This window comes from Streptomyces sp. NPDC090088 (assembly GCF_044747345.1).
Taxonomy (GTDB): Bacteria; Actinomycetota; Actinomycetes; order Streptomycetales; family Streptomycetaceae; genus Streptomyces.
On record NZ_JBIVDZ010000008.1, the window covers coordinates 373,887 to 398,752 of the forward strand.

Below are 24,866 nucleotides of genomic sequence, written 5' to 3' on the forward strand. Positions count from 1 at the left end.
GGGTCAGGCGCCCGCGGTGCGGTAGCGGCGGAGGCTCACCAGTGAGCAGAGGGCGAGAAGCAGGCCCAGGGACACCGCGGCCACCGCCCAGGGGTGGTCGGCGGGGAAGGTGCCGCCGGTGCTCGCGGGGTTGCCCCAGAGCCGGCGGCAGCAGGCGATCACGGCGCTCACCGGATTCCACTCCGCGACCGGCCGGATCAGGGACGGGATGTTCCGCGCGGCCAGGAACGCGGTGGACAGGAAGGGCAGCACGATCACCACGAAGGGGGTGATCACGCTGATCGTCTCCACGTTGCGCAGGGTCAGCGCGAACAGCACGCCCAGCCAGAGCATCACGTAGATGAAGGCGCCGATCAGGGCGAAGCCGGCGAGCACGGACCACGGCCCGGTGTGCGGGCGCCAGCCGAGCAGCAGTCCGGCGCCGGTGACGACGGCCAGCCCCAGCAGGCCCACCAGGAGGTCGGCGAGGGTGTGTCCGAAGAGCACCGCGGAGCGGCTGATCGGCAGCGAGCGGAAGCGGTCGGTCATGCCGCCGTGCAGGTCCAGCGCCACGGAGACGGCGGTGGGCCCCACGCAGGCGAGGGCCACCTGGACGGCTCCGCCGGCGAAGACGTACTCCCCGTAGGTGCCTCCGTCCGGCAGGGTGATGGAGTCCCGGAACAGGTAGCCGAGCATCACCATGCTCACCAGCGGGCTGAGCGCCACGCCCAGCACCCGGGCGGGTGCCCGCCGCAGGTGCCGCAGGCGGCGGCCGGTCACGGCGGAGATCTCGGTGACCAGCGCCGCCAGGGGAGCGGGCCGGGTGGCGGCGGCCGTCATGACCGCCGCCCGTCGTTCTCGGCGTTCTCGGCGTTCTCGGCGTTCTCGGCGTGCTCGGCGTGCTCGGCGTGCCAGCGGGCCAGTTCGGCGGTGACGGCCGGGCCGATCTCCTGGAGCGGTCCGTGGCTCATCATCTCGTCGTGGGTGCAGGCCAGGTGGTGGACGTCCATCGGCCCGTCGAAGACCGGCTTCCACAGCCCCACCTTGTCGGCGCGCTCACCGTCGGAGAGCGGCGACTCGGAGACGAAGAGCTGCATCTTCCCCTCGTAACTCCCAGGGGCGTAGCGGGACTTCAGGGTCTGGTGATGGCTCATCAGGTCGACCATCGCCGCCATCCGCCGCTCCCCCATCCGCGCCAGCGGGCTGTCGTCGCGGCGCAGGGTCTCGAAGATGTCCTGGACGGTCAGGTCCCGGTCGCCGAACTCGGAGCGATGGTGTCCGATGCCCTCCAGCAGCCAGGCGTAGAGCGACTGTTCCTCGCGGTCGTCCGGCACCCCGGTGCGCGGATAGGCGTCGAGGACGGAGAGGACGCCGACCTCCTCGCCGGCGGCCCGCAGCTGGACGGCCATCTCGTAGCCGATGATGCCGCCGAAGGACCAGCCGAGCAGGTGGTACGGGCCCTCGGGCCGGACCTCCTTGATCATGCGGATGTAGTCGGCGGCGATCTCCTCGATCGACCCGGGCAGCGGCGCGAAGTCCACCACACAGGGCGCCTGGATGCCGTAGATCGGGTGCTCGGCACCGATGTGCCGGGCGAGCGGCAGATACGGCAGGCTGAAGCCGACGCCGCTGTGCACGCAGAACACCGGCGGCAGGCCGCCGGTCGGCCTGATGCACAGCATCGCGCTGAACGGATCGGCCATGTCGGGCTCCGCCGGGGCGGCCAGCGCCTGCGTCATCAGCTCCGCGCCGCTGCGGTGCGCCGGCCCGGTGGCGGCCTCGACCGGACCGCCCCGGCAGACCTCGGCGAGTTCGGCCACGCTCTGGTGCACGAACACATCGGCGACGGTGACGTCGAGCCCGGCCTTGCGGGCGCCGCTGACCAGCAGCAGCGACTTCATGCTGTCCATGCCCGCGTCGAAGACGCTCTGCTCGACCCCGATCCGGTCCAGCCCCAGCACCTCGGTGACGATGTCGTGCAGCACCGACTCGGTCGCGTCGCGCGGTGCGGTCCCCGCCGTGTCCCGGGCGGCTTCCGGGGCGGGCAGCGCGGCCCGGTCCACCCGGCCGTCCGCGGTGAGCGGCAGGGCGTCGAGCGCCACGAACGCGGACGGCACCATGTACGCGGCGAGCGCCGAACCCGCGGCCCCGGCAAGGGCGGCGGTGTCCACCACGGCCCCGTCGGCGGGCACGACGTACGCCACCAGCCGGACGTCGCCCGGACGGTCCGCACGGGCCACCACCGCGACCCGGTCCACCGCCGGCTGCGCCGCCAGCACCTCCTCGATCTCGCGGAGTCCGACCCGGAAGCCGCGCACCCGCACCTGGTCGTCCGAGCGGCCCACATGCCTCAGCTCGCCGTCCGTGTCCCACTTCACCAGGTCGCCGGTGCGGAACATCCGGGCGCCGGGCGGGCCGTAGGGGCAGGGCACGAAGCGTTCGGCGGTCGCCGCGGGGCTGCCGGCGTAGCCGCGGGCCAGTCCGTCGCCGGCTAGGTACAGCTCACCGGGCACTCCGGGACCGACCGGTCCCAGCCAGGGGTCCAGGACGTACGCCCGTACGTTGCCGATGGGCCGGCCCAGCGGCAGGACGCCGGTGCCGGTCTCCGCGCCGGGCTCGACGGTCCGGGAGAGCGCGCCGACCGTGGCCTCCGTCGGGCCGAACTCGGTCACCACCCGCACCCGCGGGTGGGCCGCGCGCCACTCGTCCAGCCGCTCGGCCCGCACGGGCTCGTCGGCGAGGACCAGTTCGCCGCTCGGCGAGCAGCTCGCGGGCAGCGCGCCCAGCAGCGCGAGGTGGCTCGGGGTGCCCTTGAGGAACGCGGCTCCGCCGCGCGCCGTGGCGTCGTCCTCGGCGAGCTCGGCCGGCCGCACCGTGCCGCCGGTGAGCAGCGGCAGGAACAGCCCCGTGACCGAGACGTCGAAGGACAGCGGGGTGGCCAGCAGCGCGTCGTCGCCGGCGCGGTGGTAGGTCTCCCCGGCCCACGTCAGGTAGTTGACCACCGCGCGGTGTTCGACGACGACGCCCCTGGGCCGGCCGCCCGCGCCGGCGGTGTGGACGACGTAGGCGGGATGGGCCGGGCGCAGCGGGTCCGGACGGTCGGTGTCGGTGACCGCCGCCGTCGACGCGGCCTTCACCGCCGGCCCGTCGACCACCACCGGGGTCGTCCCGGTGGCCAGCATCCGCCGGGCGAGGGCACCGGTGGTGACCACTCGGAGCGGCGCGGCCCCGGCGAACAGCCGCTTGATCCGCTCGACGGGTTCGTCGGCCTCGACGGGCAGGTAGGCCGCGCCGGACTTCAGGACCCCGAGCACCGCGACGACCGCCTCCGGCGACCGGGGCAGGGCGAGCGCCACCACCTTCTCCGGGCCGGCGCCGGCCTCGATCAGGTGCCGGGCCAGCTGGTTGGAGCGGGCGTCGAGCTCCGCGTAGGTGAGGGAGCCCGACTCGGCCCGCACCGCGACGGCGTCCGGGGTGCGTGCGGTCTGCGCGGCGAGCAGCTCGGGCAGGGTGGTGTCGGGCACCTCCCGGGCGGTGTCGTTCCACCCGGTGAGCACCTGGGCGCGTTCGTCCTCGCCGAGCACGTCGAGCCGGCTCAGCCGGACGTGCGGGTCGGCGGCCACCGCGCGCAGCAGCCGTACGAAGCCGGCCACGAGGCGCTCGGCGGTGGCCCGGGTGAACAGGTCGGAGCTGTAGCCGAGCAGGCCCCGCATGGAGCCGTCCTCGGGCCACTCCAGCAGCTGCAGGGCGAGGTCGACCTTGATCCGGCCGGACTCGACGAAGGTGGGGCGCACCGTCAGACCGGGCAGCACCAGCGGTGCGTCCTCGTTGTTCTGCAGCGTCAGCAGGACCTGGAACAGCGGGTGCCTGGCCAGCGAGCGCGGCGGGTTGAGCGCGTCCACGATCTGCTCGAAGGGCACGTCCTGGTGGGAGTACGCGGCCAGATCGGTCTCCCGGACCCGGGCCAGCAGTTCGGTGAAGGACGGATCGCCCGCGGTGTCGGTGCGCAGCACCAGGGAGTTGACGAAGAAGCCGACCAGGTCGCCGAGCGCGTCGTCGGTGCGGCCGGCCACCGAGGTGCCGACCGGGATGTCGGTCCCGGCGCCGAGCTTGGTGAGCAGGGCGGCGAAGGAGGCCTGGAGCACCATGAACTCGGTGGCGCCGGCCTGCCGGGCGATGGCCACCAGGGCGGCGTAGAGCTCGGCGTCGAGGGCGAACATGACCTCGCCGCCGGAGTTGCCGCTCACCGCCGGCCGCGGGAGGTCGGCGGGCAGGGCCAGTTCGTCGGGCAGCCCGGCCAGGGTCCGCTTCCAGTACGCCAGCTGCCGGGAGAGATGGCTTTCGGGGTCGTCCGCGGAGCCGAGCAGTCGCCGTTCCCAGACCGCGTAGTCCGTGTACTGCACCGGGAGCGGCGCCCAGTCGGGGGCCCCGCCGGCGCACCGCGCCCGGTAGGCGGCGGACAGGTCGGCCAGCAGCGGTGCCATCGACCAGCCGTCGAAGGCGATGTGGTGGAAGACCAGCAGCAGCACGTGCTCGGTCCTGCCGAGGCTGAACAGCCGTACCCGCAGGGGGGTTTCGCAGGTCAGGTCGAAGCCGAGGTCGTACTCGGCGGCGAGGGCGGCGGCCAGAGCGTCCTCGGACAGGGCCCGGACCTTCAGCTCCGGAGCACCGTCGTCGGCGTCCAGGACCCGCAGCGACGGCATGCCGTCGGTCTCCGGGATCACGGTGCGCAGCACCTCGTGCCGGGCCGCGACGTCCCGCAGCGCGGCGCGCAGCGCCTCGGCGTTCAGCCGCCCGGTGAGCCGGAAGGTCATCGGCGAGTTGTACGTGCCGGTGGAGCGCCCTTCACGGCGGTTGAGGAACCAGAGCCGCTGCTGGGCGAAGGACAGCGGCCGGCCGGCGTCCGCGGGGGCCGGTGCCAGGGCGGGGCGGGCCGTGTCGGCGGTGTCCAGCTGTCCGGCGAGGGCGGCCACCGTGCGCGCCTCGAACAGCGCGCGGATGGGCAGTTCCACGCCCAGGGCCGTACGGGCCCGGCTGACCAGCCGGGTCGCCAGCAGCGAGTGGCCCCCGATGTCGAAGAAGTCGTCGTCGATGGTGACCCGGTCCAGCCCGAGCACGTCGGCGTACAGGCTGCAGAGGATGTCCTCGACGGGGTTGCGGGGCTCGCGTCCCTGTGCCGCGGTGTGCGCGCTCGGCGCGGGCAGCGCCTTGCGGTCGAGCTTGCCCTGGGGGGTCAGCGGCAGCCGGGGCAGGGCCACGACCGCGGCGGGGACCATGTAGTCGGGCAGCTCGCCGGCCAGCCGCTCGCGCAGCCCGTCGGCGACGGCGTCCGCGTCGGTGAGGACGACGTACGCCACCAGCCGCCGGTCCCCGCTCTCGTCCTCGCGCACGGTGACCGCGGCCTGGGCCACGCCCTCCTGGGCCAGCAGCACCGAGGAGATCTCGCCGAGTTCGATGCGGAAGCCGCGCAGCTGGACCTGGTCGTCGGCCCGGCCCACGTAGTCCAGTTGGCCGTCGTCCAGCCGGCGCACCAGGTCGCCGGTGCGGTACATCCGCGCGCCGGGCGGCCCGTACGGGTCGGCGACGAACCGCTGTGCGGTGAGGTCCGGCCGGCCCAGATAGCCGCGGGCGAGTCCGCCGGAGACATACAGTTCGCCGGTCACGCCGACCGCGGTCGGTGCCAGGTCGCGGTCCAGGACGTAGACCCGGTGCGCGGAGGTCGGGCGGCCGATGGGCGGCCGGCCCGTGCCGGACAGCGGTCCGGCGACCGTCGAGCTGACCACGGCCTCGGTGGGGCCGTACCCGTTGTACAGCCGTACGCTGTCCGCCCAGCGTTCGACGACCTCGGCGGGCACGGCCTCGCCGGCGACCGCGAGGCGCAGATCGGCGGGCAGGGTGCTGCCCTCGGGCAGTCCGCCCACCACCACCGGCGGCAGACCGGCCAGGTTGACCCGGGCCTCGGCGATGAGGTCGACCAGGGGCCGGCCGGGGGTGCGGCACTCCTCGTCGGCGATCACCAGCGTGCCGCCGTTGAGCAGCGCCAGCATGATCTCCCAGACCGACGCGTCGAAGCTGAACGAGGCGAACTGGAGCACCCGGGTGTCGCTGTCCAGCCCGAAGCGCTCGACCAGGCTGGCGACCATCGCCAGCAGTCCCTGGTGCGTCACGGCGACGCCCTTGGGCCGCCCGGTGGAGCCGGAGGTGTAGATGACGTAGGCGAGATGGCGGGCGTCCAGCGGCTCGCGGCGCTCGGCGTCGACGACGACGTGGTCGTCGTGGCGGGCGAGGTCGCCGGGGGTTCCGTCGGTGCTGACGGTGACGACGGCCGCCGGGGTGCCGGGGAGCCCGGCGGCGATCTCCTCCGTGGTGAGCACGGCGACCGGGCGGGCGTCCTGGAGCATGTACCCGATGCGGTCGGCGGGGTAGGCGGAGTCGACCGGGAGATAGCCGGCGCCCGCCTTGAGGACCGCGAGCGCGGCCACCACCATCGTCGCCGAGCGCGGCAGGGCCACCGCTACCAGGTCCTCGGGGCCGACGCCGCGGTCGATCAGCAGTCGGGCCAGCCGGTTGGCGCGGGCGTCGAGTTCCGCGTAGGTGAGTTCGTCGTCGCCGTCGACGACCGCGACGGCCCGCGGCGTGCGGGCGGCGTGCTCCTCGAAGACCTCGGTCGCGGGGCGGGACGCGAGCGGCGCCGGGTGGCCGGCCCAGTCGCCCAGCAGGAGGCTGCGTTCCTCGTCGCCCAGTGCGTCGACGGTGCCCAGCCGGGCGCCGGGCGCGGCGACCAGCGCGCGGAGGACGTGCACGAAGCGGTCCACGATCGCCCCGACGCCCGGGGCGTCGAAGACGTCGGTGCGGTACTGGGCCTCCAGCCGCAGGCGGTCACCGGGGAACACGCCGAGCGCCAGCGGGTACTCGGCGATCACCCGGGCCTGCCAGTCGAGCATGGACAGTCCGGGGATGTGCTCGCCGATGCGGTCGAGCACGCCGGTCGGGTAGTTGTGGAAGCTCACCACGGTGTCGAAGAGCTCGCCCACTCCGGCGAGTTGCTGCACCTCGGCCAGGCCCAGGTGCTGGTGCGGTTCGAGGGCGAGCTGCCGGGACTGCAGGTCGGTCAGCATCTCCTCGAACGTGGTCCGCGGGGCCAGGGACACCCGCACGGGCAGGGTGTGCATGAACGAGCCCACCATCTGTTCCACGCCCGGCAGTTCGGCGGGGCGTCCGGAGACGACCGCGCCGAAGGTGACGTCCCGGCGCCCGGTCAGCCGGCCGAGGGCCACCGCCCAGGCGCCCTGCGCGACGGTGTTCATCGTCAGGCCGCGGACGTGGGCCCACGAGGTCAGCGCCCGCGTCAGGTCCTCGGGCAGCTCCACGCTCCAGGTCCCGGGCAGCGAGTCGACCCGGTCGCGGTCCGCGGGGCCGAGCCGGGTGGGTTCGGCCACTCCGGCCAGCTCCTGCCGCCACGCCGTCCGCGCGGCCTCCTTGTCCTGTGCGCCGGCCCACTCCAGATAGCCGCGCACCGGGGCGACCGGTGGCAGTGCCGAGGTGTCCGCGCCGTTGGACCAGAGCGTGACCAGTTCGTGGGCGAGGACGGCCGACAGGGACCAGCCGTCCACCAGGATGTGGTGGGCGGTCCACACCACCCGGTACCGGTCCGGCCCCAGGGTGTAGACGGTGAACCGGGTCAGCGGGGCCTCGGCCACGTCGAACCGGCGCAGCCACTCCTCGTCGGTCAGCCGGACCGTCTCGTCCTCCCGGCCGTCCGCCGCGACGCCGGTCAGGTCGACCTCGTACCAGGGCACCTCGACGGTTCCGGGGATCAGCTGCACGGGCTCACCGGCGTCCCGGTCGCGGAAGCAGGCCCGCAGGGCGTCGTTGCGCTCCAGCAGGGCCGACACCGCCCGGCGCAGCGCGGCCTTGTCCAGCGGCCCCCGGATGTCCATGAGGACCTGGAGCGTGTAGGCGTCCATCCCGTGCCGGTCGAACTCCGCCTGGAACAGCAGCCCGCGCTGCAGCGGCGACAGCGGCAGGATGTCCGTCAGTTCCTCGACCTCGCGCTCGTAGGCCTCGATCTCGTCCTGGCCGACGGTGACCAGCGGGAACTCGGACGGGGTACGACCGCCCGCCCCCGGGCGCCGGGAGTGTGCGGCGAGCAGGCGCAGCGAGCGGAACCAGCCCTCGGCGAGTTCCCGGACGTCCTCTTCCGCGAGCAGCCCGCCGGCGTACGTCCAGGTCGCCGAGAGCACCGGTCCCCCGGGGCGGTCCTCGGTGACCGCGACGAGCTCGACGGGGTGGCGCAGCGGGGTGTCCGGGTGGGCGCTCTGGCCGGAGGCCCCGGACTCCATCCGCCAGGCCTCTCCCGTGCCGGCGGTGAAGCGGCCCAGGTAGTTGAAGCCGATCTGCGGCACGGTCTGCCGGGAGAGCACGCGGGCGGTCTGCGGGTTGACGTGCCGCAGCAGGCCGTGGCCGAGGCCGTGCCCCGGGATCGCGCGCAGCTGTTCCTTGACGCGCTTGAGCGCCGTGCCGCAGCTCTCGCCGGCGTCCGCGATCTCGTGGTGGTCGAGGTCGCCGAGGTCCAGGGCGACCGGGTACACGCTGGTGAACCAGCCGACGGTGCGGGAGAGGTCGGGCTCGCCGGGGATCGGTTCGCGGCCGTGGCCCTCCAGTTCCACCACCGTCCGGGCGGCGGGGGCGCCGTGCCGTCGGCGCCGGTCGGCGATCGCCAGCGCCAGGCCGGTCAGCAGGACCTCGTCGACTTCGGCGTGGAAGGCCGCCGGGACGCTGGTGAGGAGTTCGGCGGTCTGTTCGGCGGACAGTTCGACCGTGACCTCGCCGGCGGTCGCGCGGGTGTCCAGGACCGGGTCGGGGGCGCGGGTGCCGAGCAGTGGCTCGTCGGGGCCCGACTGCGCGGTCCACCAGGCGAGTTCGGCCGCGCGCCGGGCGGTGCGGGACTCCTGCGAGAGGGCCTGGGCCCAGCTGCGGTAGGAGGTGGCGACCGGGTCGAGCCGCACCGGGCGGCCCTGTGCCAGCTGGTTCCACGCGGCCTCCAGGTCGGGCAGCAGGATGCGCCAGGAGACCCCGTCCACGGCCAGGTGGTGGATCACGATCAGCAGGCGGCCCGGCCGGTCCGGGCCCGGGTCGAGGAGCACGGCCTGCACCATCAGCCCGTCCTCGGGCCGCAACCGGGCGCGCGCGGCGGCGAGTTGCACGGGCAGCGGATCCTCGTCGGCGCCGGAGACGTCGACCCGGGTGACGGTGTCCGCGGCGGACACGGCGCCGACGGGGAGCGTCTCCAGGGACCAGAGCCCGGGGGCCGGGACGGACAGCCGCATCCGCAGCGTGTCGTGGGTGTCCAGCAGCGCCTGTACGGCGGCCGTGAGCCGTTCGGTGCCGGCTCCGGCCGGAACGGTGACCGTCACGTACTGGCTGAACTCCCGTGCGGCGGCCGGAGTCGCGGCGAGTTCCTCGCGGAGCTGGTCCACGATCGGGGTCGGCTCGATCTCGCCGATGCCGTCCCGGGCCGCCGTCGCGGCCCGGTCCTCGACGGGCCGCGCGGCCGCCGCGATGGCCGCCGGCGTGCGGTGCAGGAAGACGTCCCGGGAGGTGATGACCAGCCCTGCCCTGCGGGCCCGGCTGACCACCTGGATGGAGCTGATGCTGTCGCCGCCGAGGGCGAAGAAGCTGTCGTCGGGGCCGACCGAGGGCAGTCCGAGCACCTCGGCCAGCACCTGGCCGACGATCTGCTCCGTGCGGCCGCGCGGGGCCGCGGGCGCGGCGACGGCGGCGGTCGGTGCCGCGAACTCGGGGGCGGGCAGGGCCTTGCGGTCCACCTTGCCGTGCGCCGTCAGCGGCAGCCGGTCCAGGGCGACGAGGGCCGCGGGCACCATGTAGCCGGGCAGCACGCGGGCGAGGCCGTCACGGACCTCGTCGGCGCCCGGGGCGGGCCGCGGGTCGCCGTGCTCCGCGGACTGCTCGGGCACGTAGTAGCCGACGAGCCGTTTCTGCCCGGCCCGGTCGGCGTTCGCGGTGACCACCGCGTCCGAGACGCCGGGCAGGGCGCGCAGCGCGGCCTCGACCTCGCCCAGCTCGATCCGGTGGCCGCGGATCTTGACCTGGTGGTCGCGGCGCTCGATGAAGTCCAGCTGTCCGTCGGCGCGCAGCACCACCCGGTCGCCGGTGCGGTACATGCGCGCGCCCTCGCCCGCGAACGGGTCGGGCACGAAGGTGGTGGCCGTGCGGCCCGGGTCGGCGAGGTAGCCGCGGCCCACGCCGGCGCCGCCGATGAAGAGTTCGCCGGGCACCCCCTGCGGCACCGGCCGCAGTTCGTCGCCCAGCACGTACAGCCGGGTGTTGCGCAGCGGCCGGCCGATCGGGACGTACGCGCCGTCGAGGAGGTCGCCGCGGCGGACGTAGGCGTGCGTCACGTCGTCCGAGCACTCGGTCGGGCCGTACATGTTGACCAGCGGGATCGCCGGGTAGCGGGCGAACCAGCGGTCGCACAGCTCGGGGGCGAGCGCCTCTCCGTTGGAGATCATCCAGCGCAGGCCGGGCAGTTCGGGGGCGCTGCCGGTGGTGTCCCAGGCGTCGAGCGTGGCGCGCAGCAGGGAGGGGACCACCTCCAGGGTGGTCAGGCCCTCGTCGCCGATGACGCCGAACAGGGCGTCCGGGTCGGCCGCGGTCTCCCGGCTCACGACCCGGATCCGCCCGCCGACCAGCAGGGTGGTCAGGGTCTGCCACACCGTGATGTCGAAGGTCACCGGGGCGTTGTGCACCAGGCTGTCGGACCGGGTCAGGGAGAGTTCCTCGACCTTGGCGAGCAGGTGGTTGATCATGCCGCCGCGCTGCACCATCGCGCCCTTGGGCTTGCCCGTGGAGCCGGAGGTGAAGATGACGTACGCCAGGTCCTGGGGGCCGCCGAGGACGGGCGGGAGGTCCTCGGGCGCGTCCTCGGCGCCGTCCAGGACCAGCAGGCGGAGCCCGTGCCCGGCCTCCGCCACCAGTCGCTCCGCGAGCTCCCGGTTGGCGGTGTCGGCCACCAGGCAGGTGGCCGAGCTGTCGGCGAGCAGCGCGGTCAGCCGGGCGTGCGGCGATCGCGCGTCGAGCGGCAGGAAGGCGCGGCCGGAGCCCAGGACGCCCAGCTCGGCGACGACGAAGTCCCGTCCGGGCTCGACCAGCAGGGACACCGGGCCGGATCCGGTGAGCCGCCGGGAGAGCGCGCCCGCCCGGCCGGCCAGCCGGGCGTAGGTCAGGCTGCCCGCGTCGTCGGTCACGGCCACGGCGTCCGGGCGCTCGGCGGCCCGGGCGCGTACCCGCTCGACGACACCGAGGTACGGTTCGGGCCGTTCGGGGCCGGTGAGTACGCGCGTGAGCCGGGTCTGCTCGCCGGGCGCCAGCAGGTCCAGGGCGCCGAGCCGGTCGTCGGCGCCGGCGGTCACGAAGCGGTCGAGCCAGGCGATGAACCGCTGGAGGTGGTCGCGGGCCTCGTCGCGGTCGTAGCGGCTCTCGTTGGCGCTGAGGTCCACGCCGACACCGGCCGCGCCCTTGTCGGCGACGGTGAACTCCAGGTCGTCCACCAGTCCGGTCGAGGGGCTCTGCAGGACGGCCTCGCAGGGGCCGATGGTCAGCTTCTCGATCTGCGGCATCATGTTGAGGAACGGGCCGAACGGGCGCCGGTCGTCGCTGGCCAGGCCCATGCCGCGGCGTACCTTGCTGACGCGGTGGCGCTGGTGCCTGAGGGCGCCGGTGATCTCCCGGTGCGCGGCGGCGAGCAGTTCGCCGCGGGTCGTTCGGGGCCCGGTCCGCAGCCGCAGCGGCAGGTAGTTGACGACCATGCCGGGGATGTTCTGCAGGGTGCCGCCGACCCGGGCGGTGACCGGCAGCGACAGCATGACGTCGTCCGTCCCGGTCATCCGCTGGGTGTAGGAACCGAGCGCGGCGACCAGCACGGTCTGCCAGGTCACCCGGGCGTCCCAGGCGACGGACCGCAGCCGTTCGGCCAGGTCGTCCGCGAGGACGGTCCCCTCGCGCAGGAAGGACTGGGCCGGTTCGGCGTCCCGGCGGGCCAGGGTCACCGGTTCGGGGGCGTCGGCGAAGTGGTCCTGCCAGTAGGCCCGGTCGCGGTCCTGGCGCGGGGAGCCGGCATAGGCGGCCTCCGCCTCGATCAGCGTGCTCAGCGGGGCGAAGCGCCCCTCGTCGAGCGAGGTTCCCGCGGTCATCGCCTCGTAGATCGCGGACAGCCGCTGCCAGTAGATGACGTAGCTGAAGCCGTCGGACGCCAGGTGGTGGTTGAGCAGGCAGAAGATCGTGCGGTCCGCGGCGAGCGTGAACACGCTGAACCGGAACAGGGGGATCTCGCCGCCCACCGTGAAGGGCACCTTCAGGTCGGCCCGGATGGCCTCGTTGGCGGCGGCCTCGGGGTCGGCGGCGCCGCTGACGTCGGTGACGGTCAGCGGCAGTTCGGAGAGTTCCTCGACGACCTGGCGGGGCTCGCCGTCGACCTCGAAGAAACGGGCCCGCAGGCACTCCGACTCCTCGGCGAGCCGGGCCAGCGCCGCCGTGAACCGCTCCCGGTCCAGCGGGCCCTTGATGTCCCAGTAGATCGCGGTGTTGTACGTGGCACCGCCGCCGGTGAGCTTCTCGTCGAACCAGATGTCCTTCTGGCCAGCGGTGAGCGGCAGGCCGGCCGTCGGCACACGCGTCATTGCAATCCCCTCGGAAAGGTTCAGGTCCATGCGACCGTCCCGGCCGGCGCGGCGCGATCGGCGCTCGACGCTCAAGGGCTCGGGGCCCTGCATGAAGAGCTGCCCCGTCCGGCTGTCCGGAGCGGGCGGGGCAGCGTCGTGATCGATGGTGGTCGAGGGCGCTGACAGCGCACTGACCGAGAACTGACGGTTCGTGGCGGCCCGGTCAGCCGCAGCCGCCCGCGTGGCCGTCGTCGGCCGAGCGGCCCACGCCCACCGCGCCGGCGGTGGCGGGTGCCAGGGAGGCCGCGGAGGCGGCCCCGGTGCGCACGTGTTCCGCGAAGGCGTCGAGCCGGTCGAGCCCCCAGAAGCGGGTGAAGCCCTGGACGAAGAACGGCACTCCGAAGACGCCGTCCGTGCAGACCCGCAGCAGGATGTCCGCGCCCTGCTCCCGCAGCGCGGGGTCCTCGTGGGCGCGGGAGATCACCTCGGGGTGGATGCCCAGCTCGCGGCCGATGTCCGCGATGGTCGCCGGGTCGCAGACGTCACGCCCCGCGCCGAACCGGGCCCGGTAGACCGCGGCGATGTAGTCGTGCCCCCGGCCTTCCCGGGCCGCCACCAGGTAGCCCAGGTGCGGAACCTCCCAGACCGGGTCGACGTCGACGGGCCAGTTCACGGTGATGCCGCGGGCCTTGGTGATGCGGCCGACGTCCTGGAGGACGTACCGGTTCTTCTCCCGCGACATCTCCGAGTACGGGAACCGTCCGCCGCGTTCGCGCAGCATCCGCGCGCTGGTCTCGTCAGGTTCGAAGAAGGGCAGCCATTCCAGCCGCTCCACGAGATCCTTGTGATGTTCCGTCAGTTCCTGGTAGGCGAGCCAGGAGTAGGGACTGCGCAGGGAGAAGTAGAAGCGCGGTGTCCTGTTCTTGGGCATGCTGCTCCTTAAGCGGGTCAGACGACGAGGCCGCCGTCGACGCCGAAGACCTGTCCGGTGATGTAGGCGGCCCGGTCGGAGACCAGGAACGACACCAGGTCCGCCACCTCCCGGGGGTGGCCGAGGCGGCCGAGCGGAATGCGCTCGGTCATCTTCCGGGTGTGCTCGGGCGCCAGCCCGGAGAGCATGTCGGTGTCGATGAAGCCCGGCGCCACGGCGTTGACCCGCACGCCGTAGCGCCCGGACTCCTTGGCCAGCGCCTTGCTGAAGCCGATGATCCCGGCCTTGGACGCGGAGTAGTTGGTCTGGGTGGCGTTGCCGTACACCCCCGCCACGGACGACATCGTGACGACGGTGCCCGTCCGGCGCTTCATCATGGCGAAGACGGCGGCCTTGCACAGGTGGTAGGTGCCGTCCAGGTTGGTGCGCAGGACGGCGTCCCAGTCGTCCTCGGCCATCATCACCAGGGGGTTGTCCCGGACGATGCCGGCGCAGGAGACCGCCGCGTGCAGCGGGCCGAGCGTGTCCTCCGTGCCGCGGACGAAGTCCCGGACGGCGCGGGCGTCGGCGACGTCGACGCGGGCGGTGAACACGCCCGCGCCCTCCTTCTCGGCCTCCTGGGCGACCGACCGGGCCGCCTCCTCGTCGGACCGGTAGCAGAAGGCGACGTCGAAGCCGTCCCGGGCGAGTGCGGTGACCACGTGCCGTCCGATGCCCCGGGAACCCCCGGTCACCAGCGCCACCCTGCGGGCGTTCGTCTCCACTCAGCTCTCCTCGTTCGTCGCGGCGGCGAGCAGCGCGCAGCCGACCGTGCCGTCCCGGTCGACCGCCGTGACCAGGGCGAGCGCGCCGGGCGGGGTCTCCTCGTCGTCGAGCAGCGACAGCACCGCCGCGAGCTGCAGGCCGGCGGTCGCCGCGGAGGTGTCGCCCAGCAGCGCGCGGCTGCCGAGCGGGCGGGGCCCTGCCGGGCCGAGCACGTCCGCGATCGCGGCCTCCTCGACACCGGCCAGCCGCCCGCCCGTGTCGGCCGGGGCCACCACGCGCACGTCCCCGGCGCGCGCACCGGCCTGCTTCAGGGCGTCGCGTACGCACTCCGCCAGGGACGCGCGGGCGTCGGACGGTTCGGCGAAGGCGCGGAACCGGGTGGTCAGCAGGTGGGCTCGCACCCGCCGGCCGGCCGCCCGGGCGTCCGCCGCGCTCTCCAGGAGGAACACCGCGCCGCCCTCGCCCAGCGGGGACGTCCGGTCCTCGCCGTCCCGGCCGTGCCACTCCAGCCAGGCCCGCTGCTCGGAGTACTCCTCGGCCGTCCCGCACAGCACCCGCGCGCAGTGGCCGCCGCGGTGCAGCCGGGCGGCGTAGCTCAGCGCGGTCAGTCCGGTCAGGCGGCCGCCGGCGATGGTGGTGTTCGGCCCTTTGATGCCGTGCCAGATGGCGCTCTGCCCGGCGGCCCGGTTCATCACCGTGTTCGGGAAGCGGGCCGGGTCGACGTGGTAGGGGCGCTCCCCCACGAGTGAGTCGCGGGTGAAGTCCATGATGCTCTGCACGCTGCCCGAGCCGGTGCCGAGCACCAGCCCGGTCTCCTCGGGCCGGGACGTCAGCTCCGGTCCGCCGTCGGCCAGCAGCAGTCCGACGGCGGTCACGGCGATGCCGGTGACCCGGTCCATGGTGCGGGTGCCCTTGCGGCCGATGTGGTCGGCGGCGTCGAAGTCCGGTATGAGCGCGCCCTCGGTGAACGGCCCCGGGAAGGCCGTCCGGTCGAGGGTGCCGATCGCGCCGCGGCCGGCCCGGATGCCCGTGCGGAAGGGCTCGCCGCCCACACCGTACGGGGACACCGCCGACCAGGTGGAGAAGACCAGTGCGGACATCAGGCGGCCTCCCGGTGCCGGCCCAGGATGAGCACGGCGTTGTTGCCCGCGAAGGCGAGCGCGTTGTTCTGCACCACGGTCAGCTCGGCGGGACGCGCCTCGTTGGGCACGCAGTCCAGGCCGCAGTCCGGGTCGGTCTCCCGGTGGTTGATGGTGGGCGGGATGAAGCCCTCGGCGATGGCCAGGGCGCAGGCGGCCGAGCCGAGGGCGCTGGCCGCGCCCATGCTGTGCCCGACCATCGACTTGATGGAGACGGTGGGCGGCGGGGTGTCGAAGACCTGGCGGATGGCGCCCGCCTCGGTCACGTCGTTCGCCTTGGTGCCGGTGCCGTGGGCCGAGATGAAGTCGACGTCCGCCTCGGTGATCCCGGCGTTGCGGTGGGCCAGGGCCATGCAGCGGGCGAGGCTGTCCTGGTCGGGCGCGACGGGATGGTGGGCGTCGCAGGTGAGTCCGTATCCGAGGACCTCGGCGTAGATGCGGGCGCCGCGGGCCCGGGCGGACTCCAGGCTCTCCATCATGAGGATGCCCGCGCCCTCGCCGGTGAGGATGCCCTTGCGGTCCCGGTCGAAGGGCTGGCACACCTCGGGAGCGATGGTGCCCAGCCGGTAGAAGCCGGCGAAGGTCTTGCGGCACACCGCGTCGGCTCCGCCGCACAGCGCCACGTCGACGTCGCCGGCCCGGATCGCGTCGTAGCCGCTGCCGATCGCGTAGTTGCCGGCCGCGCAGGCGGTGGGGATGGTCAGGGCCTCGACGTCGGTCAGTCCGAGTTCGCGGACGATGCTCGTGGAGAGCCTGCTCGCGTGGGCCCGGCGGGCGATCCCCGGGGTGAGGTGCTCCGGGCCCCGGTCGAGCTGTTCACCGGCCAGCAGGTCCAGGTCGCGGGACTCCGCGTCCGTGGTGCCGACCGACACCATGGTCCGCCGGCCGCGGAGTTCCGCCGCGCCGATGCCCGCGTCGGCGACGGCCATGTTGGCCGCCGCCACGGAGAACTGGGTCGCCCGGCCCAGTTCCTCCGGCCGGAAGGTGCGGATCCACTCCGCCGGGTCGAAGTCCGCGACCTCGCACCCGTAGGAGTGGGCGAAACCGCTGGTGTCGAAGGCCGTGATGGGCTTGGCCCCGCTGCGGCCGGCCCGCAGGCCGGCCAGGAACTCCTCGGCCCCGAGGCCGATGCTGGTGACCAGGCCGAGTCCGGTGATCACCACCTGGCGCGGCCGCTGATCGTTGTCGTACACCCTGCACTCCAGTCCCTCACGCCCGACCCGGGCGGGCCCGGCCGGGCAGCACCCGCTACTTGGCGGCCACGGCCTCGTCGACGACGGTGACCACGGCGTCGAGATGGACCATGCGGGGCAGCACGCTCTGGTCGAGATCGATCCCGTACGTGCGTTCGAGGGTGGAGAGGATCTCGATGGCGCCCATCGAGTCGGCCTCGTGGTCCTCCTTGAACCGGCTGGTGCCGGTCATGTCGGACGGCTCGATCTCGAGGATGTCGCAGATGATGCCCTTGATCTGGGTACGCCGTTCGGCGCCGGTGGCTGCGGTAGTCATGGAGACGATGCTGGAGCAAGCGGCTGACAGCGCACTGACCGCGAACTGACGTGGTCGCGCGGGGAGTCGGGAGGGGGTCAGTCCGAACCGGGCGGGTCCTGCGGCGGGTTCGTCAGATAGCGCTCGACCTCGCGGAAGTCCTCGGGGTGGGCGACCATCCAGGACCAGAAGCGCGGGATGGTACGGGCGTACTCGCAGTAGTAGCGGCGTACGTTCTCCACCAGGGTCGCCACGGTCGCCCGGCCGAGCGACCCCGTACGCCACACCAGCAGCAGCTCGCAGACATGGGCGTCGGCGACCGGGACGAGACTGACGTCCTTGGTGGCACCGGTGGGGACGGTCAGCGCGGCCACGCCCGCCTCACGGACCCAGCTCATCGCCTCGTGGTGGCCGCGCACCCGGTGGGCCGGCACGGGCCGGCCCTCGACGAGGTCGGCGAACGCCGCGTCCTCGTGGTCGTGGAACCAGTGGCCGCGCGCGTAGCGCACCCACTTGAGGGACCGTACCTCGGCCGCGCCGACCGGTCCGGTCGCGGACAGCGGGTGGTCGGGCGGCACGGCCAGCCACACCGGCTCGCGGACCACGACCGCCGTGCTGAGCGGCAGTTTGCGGACGTCGGCCGGCTGCTGACGGTCCGGCGGGCTGGGCACCAGCGCCAGGGTGAGCAGCCCCTCGGCGACCGCGCTCATCGCGTCGGCCGGATCCACCGTCTCGGTCTGCACCTCGACGGAGGGCAGGCACGCGGCGATCGCGTCCTTCAGCGTGGGCGGCGTCCACTCCACGTTCCCGATGCGCAGGGTGTCGGTGCTCTGCGCGGCCACCTCGGCGATGACGGCGTCACCGCGCCGGGCCAGGTCCACGAGCATCGGGATCAGCCGTTCGCCGAGCGGGGTGGGCACCACTCCGCTGTGCGACCGGATGAACAATTCCCCTCCGAACTCACGCTCCAGTCGGCGCAGTTGGGAAGAGAGGGCGGGTTGCGGAAGATTGAGCTGGGTGGCGGCCGACGATATGCTCCCGGCGCTCGCGATGGCGGCTACGAGTCGGGCATGCCGTAACTCGACGCGCATTCGGTCCCAGCCCCCAGTTCCCGGACACATACGACGGCGCGTTCCGCCCCGTTGCAGGGGCACACGCCCCAACCGACGTTACACCAATGTAATTGGATCTCGCTGGTCAGGGAAGTTCGACGGAACTACCGCCTCCGGGGGACGGGGGCGGGGGCGGGTCAGCCGATGAGGCTCAGGGAGCCGCGGGGACGCCCCAGGGCGTCGTCCTGGTGGAGGATCGCCTGGTACACCGCGTGCAGGGAACGCCCCGGCTCCACCCCGAGGTCCTCGGCCAGGCGCCTGCGGGCCTGGTGGAACACGTCGAGCGCCTCGGTCTGCCGGCCGTCCCGGTACAGGGCCAGCATCAGCAGTTCACTGAGGCGTTCGCGGCCGGGATGCTCGGTGGCCAGCTGCCGCAGCTCCGGCACCGGCGCGCCTTCCATGCCGGCCGCCAGTTTCGCGGTGACCCAGTCTTCGTATGCAGTGAGCCGTCGCTCCTCCAGGCGTACGGACGCGGTCCGGCAACGGAAGCCCTCGCCGACGTCCAGCAGTGCCGCGCCCCGCCACCTGCCCAGCGCCCGTTCGAGCACATGTGCCGCTACCGCGGGATCGTGGCCCAGCAGGGCCGCGCCCTCGTCCGCGAGGGCCACGAAGTGGTGGGCGTCGATCGATTCGGGCCGGATGTCCAGCAGATAGCCGGTGCCGACGGTGCGCACGAGCTCCCGGCCCTCGCTCCCGGCCACGGACGCCAGGAGCTTGCGCAGCCGGGTCACGTTGGCCTGCAGAGCGTTCTTCGCGTTGGCGATACGGTCGTCGCCCCACAGCTCGTCGACGAGCTGGTCGAACGGAACAGCCTGCCCCGGAGTCAGGGCCAGCAGGGCGAGCACCGAGCTCACCCGTTTCGATGTCACGCCCCAGCTTTGCGTGCCTCGCGTGAGCAAAAGTGAGCCAAGTATATGGATCTCCACGATTCGACACCCCCGTCTTCGTTTGATCCACATCCTTGTCCGCCTCATCGCGGATGAGAAATATCAAACTTACGACTCCGCCATACCGGAAAGATATGACAGCGGAATAAGCCACTCCGGAATGCTTCTACCCCCTAGACGGTGCTGGGCCGCCCAGTCCATGAGCGGCCCAGCACCTGGCCCTCCCGGGGGATTGGAGGGCTGTTCAGTACGGCTGCCTGGAGCGACAGCCGTGGCTCAGATACGCCCCGACTCCTGCGGGCGGTACGAGACGACCGTCTCGGAACCAGCCGGTCCGGTCGGCTTCGACCGCGCCGACCGCACGCCTCGCGACGGCCACCAGCTCGCGTCGCCCAGCAGGGTCAGGATCGACGGAAGGATCATGATCCGCACGATGAAGGCGTCGAGCAGGACCGCGGCGGCGAGGACGAAGCCCATCTGCTTCATCTCGACCAGGGTGAGGAAGACGAAGCTGGCGAAGACGGTGACCATGACCACGGCCGCACTGGTCACCACGCCCGCGGAGCTGCCGATCCCCTCGATCACGGCCCTGCGGGTGTCCAGGCCGCGCAGGACGGCCTCCCTGATCCTGCTGACCACGAAGACCTGGTAGTCCATCGACAGCCCGAAGAGGATGACGAACAGGAACAGGGGCACCCGCGCCCCGATCGATCCGGTGGAGTGGAAGTCGAGGATGCCCTCCGCCCAGTGCCCCTGGAAGACCAGCACCAGCAGGCCGAAGGCGGATGCCGCGGACAGCAGGTTGAGCAGGGTGCCGATCACGCCGATGACCACCGACCGGAAGGCCAGCACCGTCACCGTGAACGTCACCAGCAGCAGCAGTCCGACGATCAGCGGGAGCTTGGAGTTCTGGTGGTCCAGGTAGTCGGAGTCGCGGGCGATGTCACCGGTGACATAGGCCTCGGCGCCGGGCACCTTGCCGACCGTGGCGGGCAGGTAGTCGTCGCGGACCCGGTCGAGCGACTGCAGCGCCTGGGGCGAGCTGGGCTTGAACGGCACGGACAGCGTCAGGCTGGTGATCCGGTGGTCGGCGGAGGAACTCAGCTTGAACGGGACGTCCTTGGCGAACAGCGGGTCCGCCTGGGCCCGTTCGCGCAGGTCCTCCATCGCCTTCAGCACCTGCGGCGCGCGGTCCGCGTCGTCCCGTACGACCACCTGGTGCTGGACGAGCATCTCCGGGAAGGCGGCGGTCAGCCGGTCGTAGGTCCGCACGGCCGCGATCTTGCGCGAGAAGGTGTCCTTCCCCAGCACGCTCAGCTTCAGGTCGAGGGCGGGCGCGGCCAGGCCCAGCATGATGAGCACCGAGACCAGCAGGGTGATCCGGGGGCGCCGGGTCGCCGGCCGCAGCAGCGCGGTCCACGCCCTGCTCGTCTCGCCGTGCGCCCGTGTCCGCTTGCCCCGGGCCGCGCGGCGGGCCGTACGGCGCTCGGCGCGGGCACCGAGCTTGGCCAGCAGGGCGGGCAGCACCGTCAGCGAACTGGCCACGGCGACCATGACGACGATGATGGCGCCGGTGGCGAGTGAGGAGAAGATGACGTCGGTCGCCAGGTACAGGGTCGCGGTCGAGACGATCACCGCGAACCCGGAGACCACGATGGCCCGGCCCGCGGTGGCCGCGGCGAGTTCCACGACGGCCTCGGAACCGAGACGGCCGCCGGCCCGGGCCCGTTCCTCGCGGTCCCGTTTCAGGTAGAAGAGCGAGTAGTCGACGCCGACGGCCAGGCCGATCAGCAGGATGACGTTGTTCCCGACGCCGGCGTCCGGCAGCACGTGCGAGGCGACGGCGGACAGTCCCATGGCGGCGGCGATGGAGGAGAGCGCCAGCAGGACCGGCACACCGGCGGCGATCACCGAGCCGAAGGCGATCATCAGGGTGATGACGGTGACCGGCAGGGTGAGCATCTCGGAGAACGCGAGGTCGTCGCTGCGCTGCTGGTCGAGGCCCTTGCTCATCGAGGGGCTGCCGGTCTCCTGCACCCGCACGCCGGGGTGGGCCCGCTGCACGGCCGCGGTCTGCTCGACCAGCGGGCCGACCTTCTTGCGGGCGGCGAGTTCCTCGCCCGCCATGACGACCTGGACCATGAGGACCTTGCCGTTCCGGGAGAGGACGGGCTTCTCGACCCGGTCGACCTCCTGGAGCTTCCGCATCCTCGTGGTGACGTCGGCGGCGGCCGCCCGGGCCGCGGACACGTCCAGCGTGCCGGACGGGGAGTCGATGACGATCTGCTCGACCGGCCGGCGCTGCAGCCCGCCCTCCGTCGCGATCGCCTCCGCCTTCCCGGCCTTGCCGACCCGGTAGTCCTCGGTGGTGGCGCTGTGGGTCCCGGCGGCGGCCGACGCTCCTAAGCACAGCGCGACGAAGACGAACCAGCCGACGATGGCGCGCCAGGGGTGAGCCGCGCTCCACCTCGCCACCCTGACGGTGACCGAGCGTTTCTCCACTGTCTCCAGCCCCTTACTCACGTCGCTTCCTGCTTCTACATGTAAGTCCGAGCTTACAGGCGTAAGAGTGGCCGTCAATCGTTCTTCACGCCATCCGCGCCTCCCCGGACGGCGGTTGGGCGGCATCCGGCCATTCAGCACGGTCCCCGCCTCCCGGACTCGGGGGCGGGGACCGTGGGGACAGCGGAAAGGCGGGGTCAGACGTCCCGCAGTTCGACGCTGAGCAGCGCCGTGGCCCGGTCCAGCGCCTCGACGACCGCTGCCCGGTTCGCGCCGACGGCGACGATGTGGCCGATCCGCCCGTACGCGTCCGTGGGCGGGGAGACCGGCGTGCCCGCCGCCGCGGTGACCGTCACCCGCTCCACTCCCGGGACCGCCCGGGCCTCCTCCAGTCCGGCCACCCGCTCCAGCACGCCCTGCGCGGCGGGCAGGATGAACTGGATGCCGGCGTGGAGCGCGAAGCCGTCGGGCAGCAGCGGTTCGCCTCCGCCGGCCTGGGTCACCTGGGCGGCGAGCAGGTCGACACCGGTGGCGAGACGGTAGAGCTCGGGGATGAGGCCGCCCGCGAGCCTCGGGTTGATCTCGACGACGGCGGTGCCGGCCGCCGTGCGCTTCACCTCGGTGTGGCTCGGGCCGCGGCCGAGACCGGTCGCGGCCAGCGCGGCCGACACCGCCTCGGCCGTCTCCCGCGCCTCCTCGTCGGTCAGCTCCGCGGGCACGAGGTGCCGGGACTCCACGAAGTGGGGTGCGCCGGTCACGGTCTTCTCGGTGATGCCGATCAGCCGGTGCGCGCCGTCGGCCCCGAACATCTCCACGCTGTACTCGGGCGCGTCCAGGTACTCCTCGACCAGGGCCCGGCCCGCCATGGCCTGCCCGCGTCCGTTGGTGGTCCGGGCGGTGATCTCCTCGGCCAGCTCGGCGGCCTGCCGCGGCGAGTCGCAGCGGCGCACCCGCGTCGAGCCGGAGTCGTCGACGGGCTTGACCACGCAGGGAGTTCCGATCCGCTCGGCGGCCGCGGCGGCGGACGGCCCGTCCTCGACCACCTCGAAGAGCGGCTGCCCGAGCCCGGCCCGCCGCAGGGTCTCCCGCAGCCGCCCCTTGTCCCGGCAGCCGGCTATCGCCTCGGGACGCTCCGCGGGCAGCCCCACCGCGGCGGCCAGCGTCGCCGCCGCCACCAGGTAGAACTCGCTGGTCGTGGACACTCCGGCGACGCAGCCGGGCTCGAAGGCCTTGGTCACCGCCCGGACCAGCGCGTCCGGATCGTCGGTGTCGCAGTCCACGACCGTCGCGCCGGTCTCGGCGAGCCCCCGGTACCGGGTGGAGTCGCCGGTCACGAGCACCGGCTCGTAGCCGGCCTCGGCCGCGATCCGCAGCGCCAGCATGCCGGTCCCGGTGGTGTTGGACTCCACGAAGACGAAGGCCGGCCGCGGCGCGTCCGCCCGGTTGCGGCGGAAGGACCAGCTGCGCGCCTCCGTGCCGTCGAGGATCTGCCGCGGCACCGTGGCGACCGGCAGCCGCCGCAGCTCCTGCTCGGCCCAGTGCGCGTCACTGTGCACGGTGTCGGCGTAGCGGTCCCCGCGGTCCGGGAAGATCCCGACGACGGTCGTGCCCGGAGTCGCCCGCCGCGCCATGGCGCCCAGCACCCGGTACACCGATCCGGAGGTGTTGCCGGCGAACAGCTTCTCCGCCCGGGCCAGTTCGCGGGTGGCGCCGAACGCCTCGTGGTCGTTGAGCCAGTGCACCTCGTCGATCAGCGAGTGGTCGAGGTTCTTCGGGTGCAGGCTGTTGCCCAGCCCGCTCTGCAGCCGCTGGGGCCGGTCGGGCTGGCCGAAAAGCACGCTGCCGACGCAGTCCACCCCGACCACGTACAGCTCCGGCAGGGACGCGCGCAGCACGCGTGAGGTGCCGCACAGCGAGCCGCCGCTGCCCACGGCGCCCACCACGACGTCCACCGTGTCGAGGTCGGCGAGCAGTTCCTCGGCCAGGTGCCGGTAGGCGGCCGGGTTCTGCGGGTTCTCGTACTGCCGCGGCCAGAACGCCCCCGGATTGCGGTCCATGATCTCCCGCAGCCGGGTCAGCCGGGCGCCCTGCCAGCCGTGGTCGTCCATCGCGGACACCACATGCACCTCGCAGCCCAGCGCCTCCAGCTTGGCCAGCGTCGTACGGTCGATCCGCGGGTCGGTGACGATGTGCACCGGATGGCCGAGCGCGGTGCCCACCAGGGCGACGCCGAGGGCCATGGTGCCCGAGGAGCTCTCCACGATCGGGGCGCCCTCGGCCAGGTCCCCCGTGCGGCGCGCTTCGGTGATGATCTGCTTGGCGACCCTGTCCTTCATCGCGAACAGGTTGTTCATCTCGAGTTTCGCGTAGACCCGGACGCCCCGGTCGGCCCCCAGCCGCAGACGTACCAGCGGGGTGTGGCCGATGGCCTCGATCACGTTCTGGCTCAGCATGTGCGCTCTCTCTTCCCATCCCTGCGCCGGACCGGCGAAACGCCGGAGTTCATCGGTCGAAGCTCAAGGTCCGGTACACCGTGACGTTGCCGACGAGTTCGGAGCACGCGCTCGCGGCGTCCACCAGCCGCTGCGGATACGAGGGGTCGGCCGTGTCCAGGAGCACCCCGAGACAGGTCCCGCTGTGGCCGACGACCACCCCGAGCCCGCCGACCTGCCGACAGATGCCGATCATGTCGTCGAGCGTCCGCTTGGGACGCAGTACCTGGTTCATCAGGGCGCTGCGCGTGGCCACCGCGCCCACCTCGGCGAGGTCCGCGCGGGCCACCGCCCCGGCCACCCGCTCCAGCAGCCGGGCGTACTCCGCCCGGTCCGCGGCGGAGAAGGGCTTGGGGATGCGGTTGAAGGCGATCGTGTCGATCTCGCCGCCCTCGTCGGCGCCCACCACGGTCATCGGCGGCAGGGACCCCAGTTCGGTGTGGAGTGCCACCCGGCGGTGGTAGAACGCCACGATGCCGGGGTACAGCACGCCGTCGGTGGGCTCGATCCGCGCCAGCAGCGACTCGATCCGCCGGGGCGGCATCGGCTCGCCCAGCGCGTTGGCGACCGCGCGTGCCGTCGCCACCAGGTCGGCGGACGAACTGGCCAGTCCCTTGCCCTCGGTCAGCGTGCTCTCGATGGCCAGCACCCCGCCCATCGGCGCGTCCGCGGACCGCATGATCATCTCGGTGAGCCGGAGCGCCTTGACCTTGTGGGCCGGCCGGACCTCCAGCTCGTCGGTTCCGGGTGTGCCGTGGAAGGTCACCCGGGCCCAGCGGGCGATGGGCAGGGTGACCAGGAAGTCGCTGTTCTCCTCGGGCAGCACGCCCTGGAGCAGCTCGCCGAACGTGCCGGACGCGGTGCTCATCCCCGTCACCGCGGTGAACGGCG

General features: G+C 73.2%; 12 protein-coding genes. All 12 read right to left on the bottom strand.

Annotation, left to right across the window (positions count from 1 at the left end):
• Window positions 1-3 precede the first annotated feature (3 nt).
• The 12 genes from ACIPSJ_RS35685 to ACIPSJ_RS35740 all read right to left on the bottom strand — a co-directional run bounded on the left by ACIPSJ_RS35685 (window position 4) and on the right by ACIPSJ_RS35740 (window position 24,843).
• Window positions 4-819, bottom strand: coding sequence for an ABC transporter permease (locus tag ACIPSJ_RS35685; protein WP_359211044.1), 816 nt, complete (start codon window positions 817-819; stop codon window positions 4-6).
• Window positions 816-12,677, bottom strand: a complete 11,862-nt coding sequence (locus tag ACIPSJ_RS35690; RefSeq protein ID WP_401352056.1) for an amino acid adenylation domain-containing protein — start codon at window positions 12,675-12,677, stop codon at window positions 816-818. Before ACIPSJ_RS35690 ends, ACIPSJ_RS35685 begins: the two co-directional genes overlap by 4 nt.
• Before the next feature lie 205 nt (window positions 12,678-12,882).
• Window positions 12,883-13,590, bottom strand: a complete 708-nt coding sequence (locus ACIPSJ_RS35695) for a DsbA family protein (RefSeq protein WP_359211038.1) — start codon at window positions 13,588-13,590, stop codon at window positions 12,883-12,885.
• A gap of 17 nt (window positions 13,591-13,607) precedes the next feature.
• Entirely contained in the window at window positions 13,608-14,354 is a 747-nt protein-coding gene (fabG, locus tag ACIPSJ_RS35700; protein WP_401352060.1) for a 3-oxoacyl-ACP reductase FabG, read from the bottom strand.
• Window positions 14,355-15,455, bottom strand: coding sequence for a beta-ketoacyl synthase N-terminal-like domain-containing protein (locus tag ACIPSJ_RS35705; RefSeq protein WP_401352063.1), 1,101 nt, complete (start codon window positions 15,453-15,455; stop codon window positions 14,355-14,357).
• Window positions 15,455-16,687 carry a beta-ketoacyl-[acyl-carrier-protein] synthase family protein gene (locus ACIPSJ_RS35710; protein ID WP_401352065.1) on the bottom strand — a complete coding sequence of 411 codons (1,233 nt, stop codon included), beginning with the start codon at window positions 16,685-16,687 and terminating at the stop codon, window positions 15,455-15,457. The genes ACIPSJ_RS35705 and ACIPSJ_RS35710 overlap by 1 nt, the downstream gene beginning before the upstream one ends.
• A gap of 55 nt (window positions 16,688-16,742) precedes the next feature.
• On the bottom strand, window positions 16,743-17,003 hold the full coding sequence (locus ACIPSJ_RS35715; protein WP_355710039.1) for an acyl carrier protein: 261 nt from the start codon (window positions 17,001-17,003) through the stop codon (window positions 16,743-16,745).
• A gap of 77 nt (window positions 17,004-17,080) precedes the next feature.
• Window positions 17,081-18,103: a LysR family transcriptional regulator gene (locus tag ACIPSJ_RS35720; protein ID WP_401352069.1), complete on the bottom strand. Its 1,023-nt coding sequence runs from the start codon at window positions 18,101-18,103 to the stop codon at window positions 17,081-17,083.
• 128 nt (window positions 18,104-18,231) lie between these two features.
• Window positions 18,232-18,963 (bottom strand): AfsR/SARP family transcriptional regulator, encoded by a 732-nt coding sequence (locus ACIPSJ_RS35725; protein ID WP_355710035.1) that lies wholly within the window; start codon window positions 18,961-18,963, stop codon window positions 18,232-18,234.
• Between the two features lie 294 nt (window positions 18,964-19,257).
• The gene (locus ACIPSJ_RS35730) at window positions 19,258-21,456 is read right to left on the bottom strand and encodes an MMPL family transporter (RefSeq protein WP_401352522.1); all 2,199 of its coding nucleotides are present in this window, start codon (window positions 21,454-21,456) and stop codon (window positions 19,258-19,260) included.
• A gap of 224 nt (window positions 21,457-21,680) precedes the next feature.
• On the bottom strand, window positions 21,681-23,936 hold the full coding sequence (locus tag ACIPSJ_RS35735; protein ID WP_401352072.1) for a pyridoxal-phosphate dependent enzyme: 2,256 nt from the start codon (window positions 23,934-23,936) through the stop codon (window positions 21,681-21,683).
• A 49-nt stretch (window positions 23,937-23,985) separates the two neighbouring features.
• The gene (locus ACIPSJ_RS35740; RefSeq protein WP_401352525.1) at window positions 23,986-24,843 is read right to left on the bottom strand and encodes a kinase; all 858 of its coding nucleotides are present in this window, start codon (window positions 24,841-24,843) and stop codon (window positions 23,986-23,988) included.
• Window positions 24,844-24,866: the final 23 nt, after the last annotated feature.

What these genes read in the sequence shown, in the direction of transcription:
- ACIPSJ_RS35735 (WP_401352072.1), bottom strand. Translation starts at nt 23,936, where the DNA reads ATGCTGAGCCAGAACGTGATCGAGGCCATCGGCCACACCCCGCTGGTA.
- ACIPSJ_RS35740 (WP_401352525.1), bottom strand. Translation starts at nt 24,843, where the DNA reads ATGAGCACCGCGTCCGGCACGTTCGGCGAGCTGCTCCAGGGCGTGCTG.
- ACIPSJ_RS35720 (WP_401352069.1), bottom strand. Translation starts at nt 18,103, where the DNA reads ATGTGTCCGGGAACTGGGGGCTGGGACCGAATGCGCGTCGAGTTACGG.
- ACIPSJ_RS35705 (WP_401352063.1), bottom strand. Translation starts at nt 15,455, where the DNA reads ATGTCCGCACTGGTCTTCTCCACCTGGTCGGCGGTGTCCCCGTACGGT.
- ACIPSJ_RS35695 (WP_359211038.1), bottom strand. Translation starts at nt 13,590, where the DNA reads ATGCCCAAGAACAGGACACCGCGCTTCTACTTCTCCCTGCGCAGTCCC.
- ACIPSJ_RS35690 (WP_401352056.1), bottom strand. Translation starts at nt 12,677, where the DNA reads ATGACGCGTGTGCCGACGGCCGGCCTGCCGCTCACCGCTGGCCAGAAG.
- ACIPSJ_RS35685 (WP_359211044.1), bottom strand. Translation starts at nt 819, where the DNA reads ATGACGGCCGCCGCCACCCGGCCCGCTCCCCTGGCGGCGCTGGTCACC.
- ACIPSJ_RS35715 (WP_355710039.1), bottom strand. Translation starts at nt 17,003, where the DNA reads ATGACTACCGCAGCCACCGGCGCCGAACGGCGTACCCAGATCAAGGGC.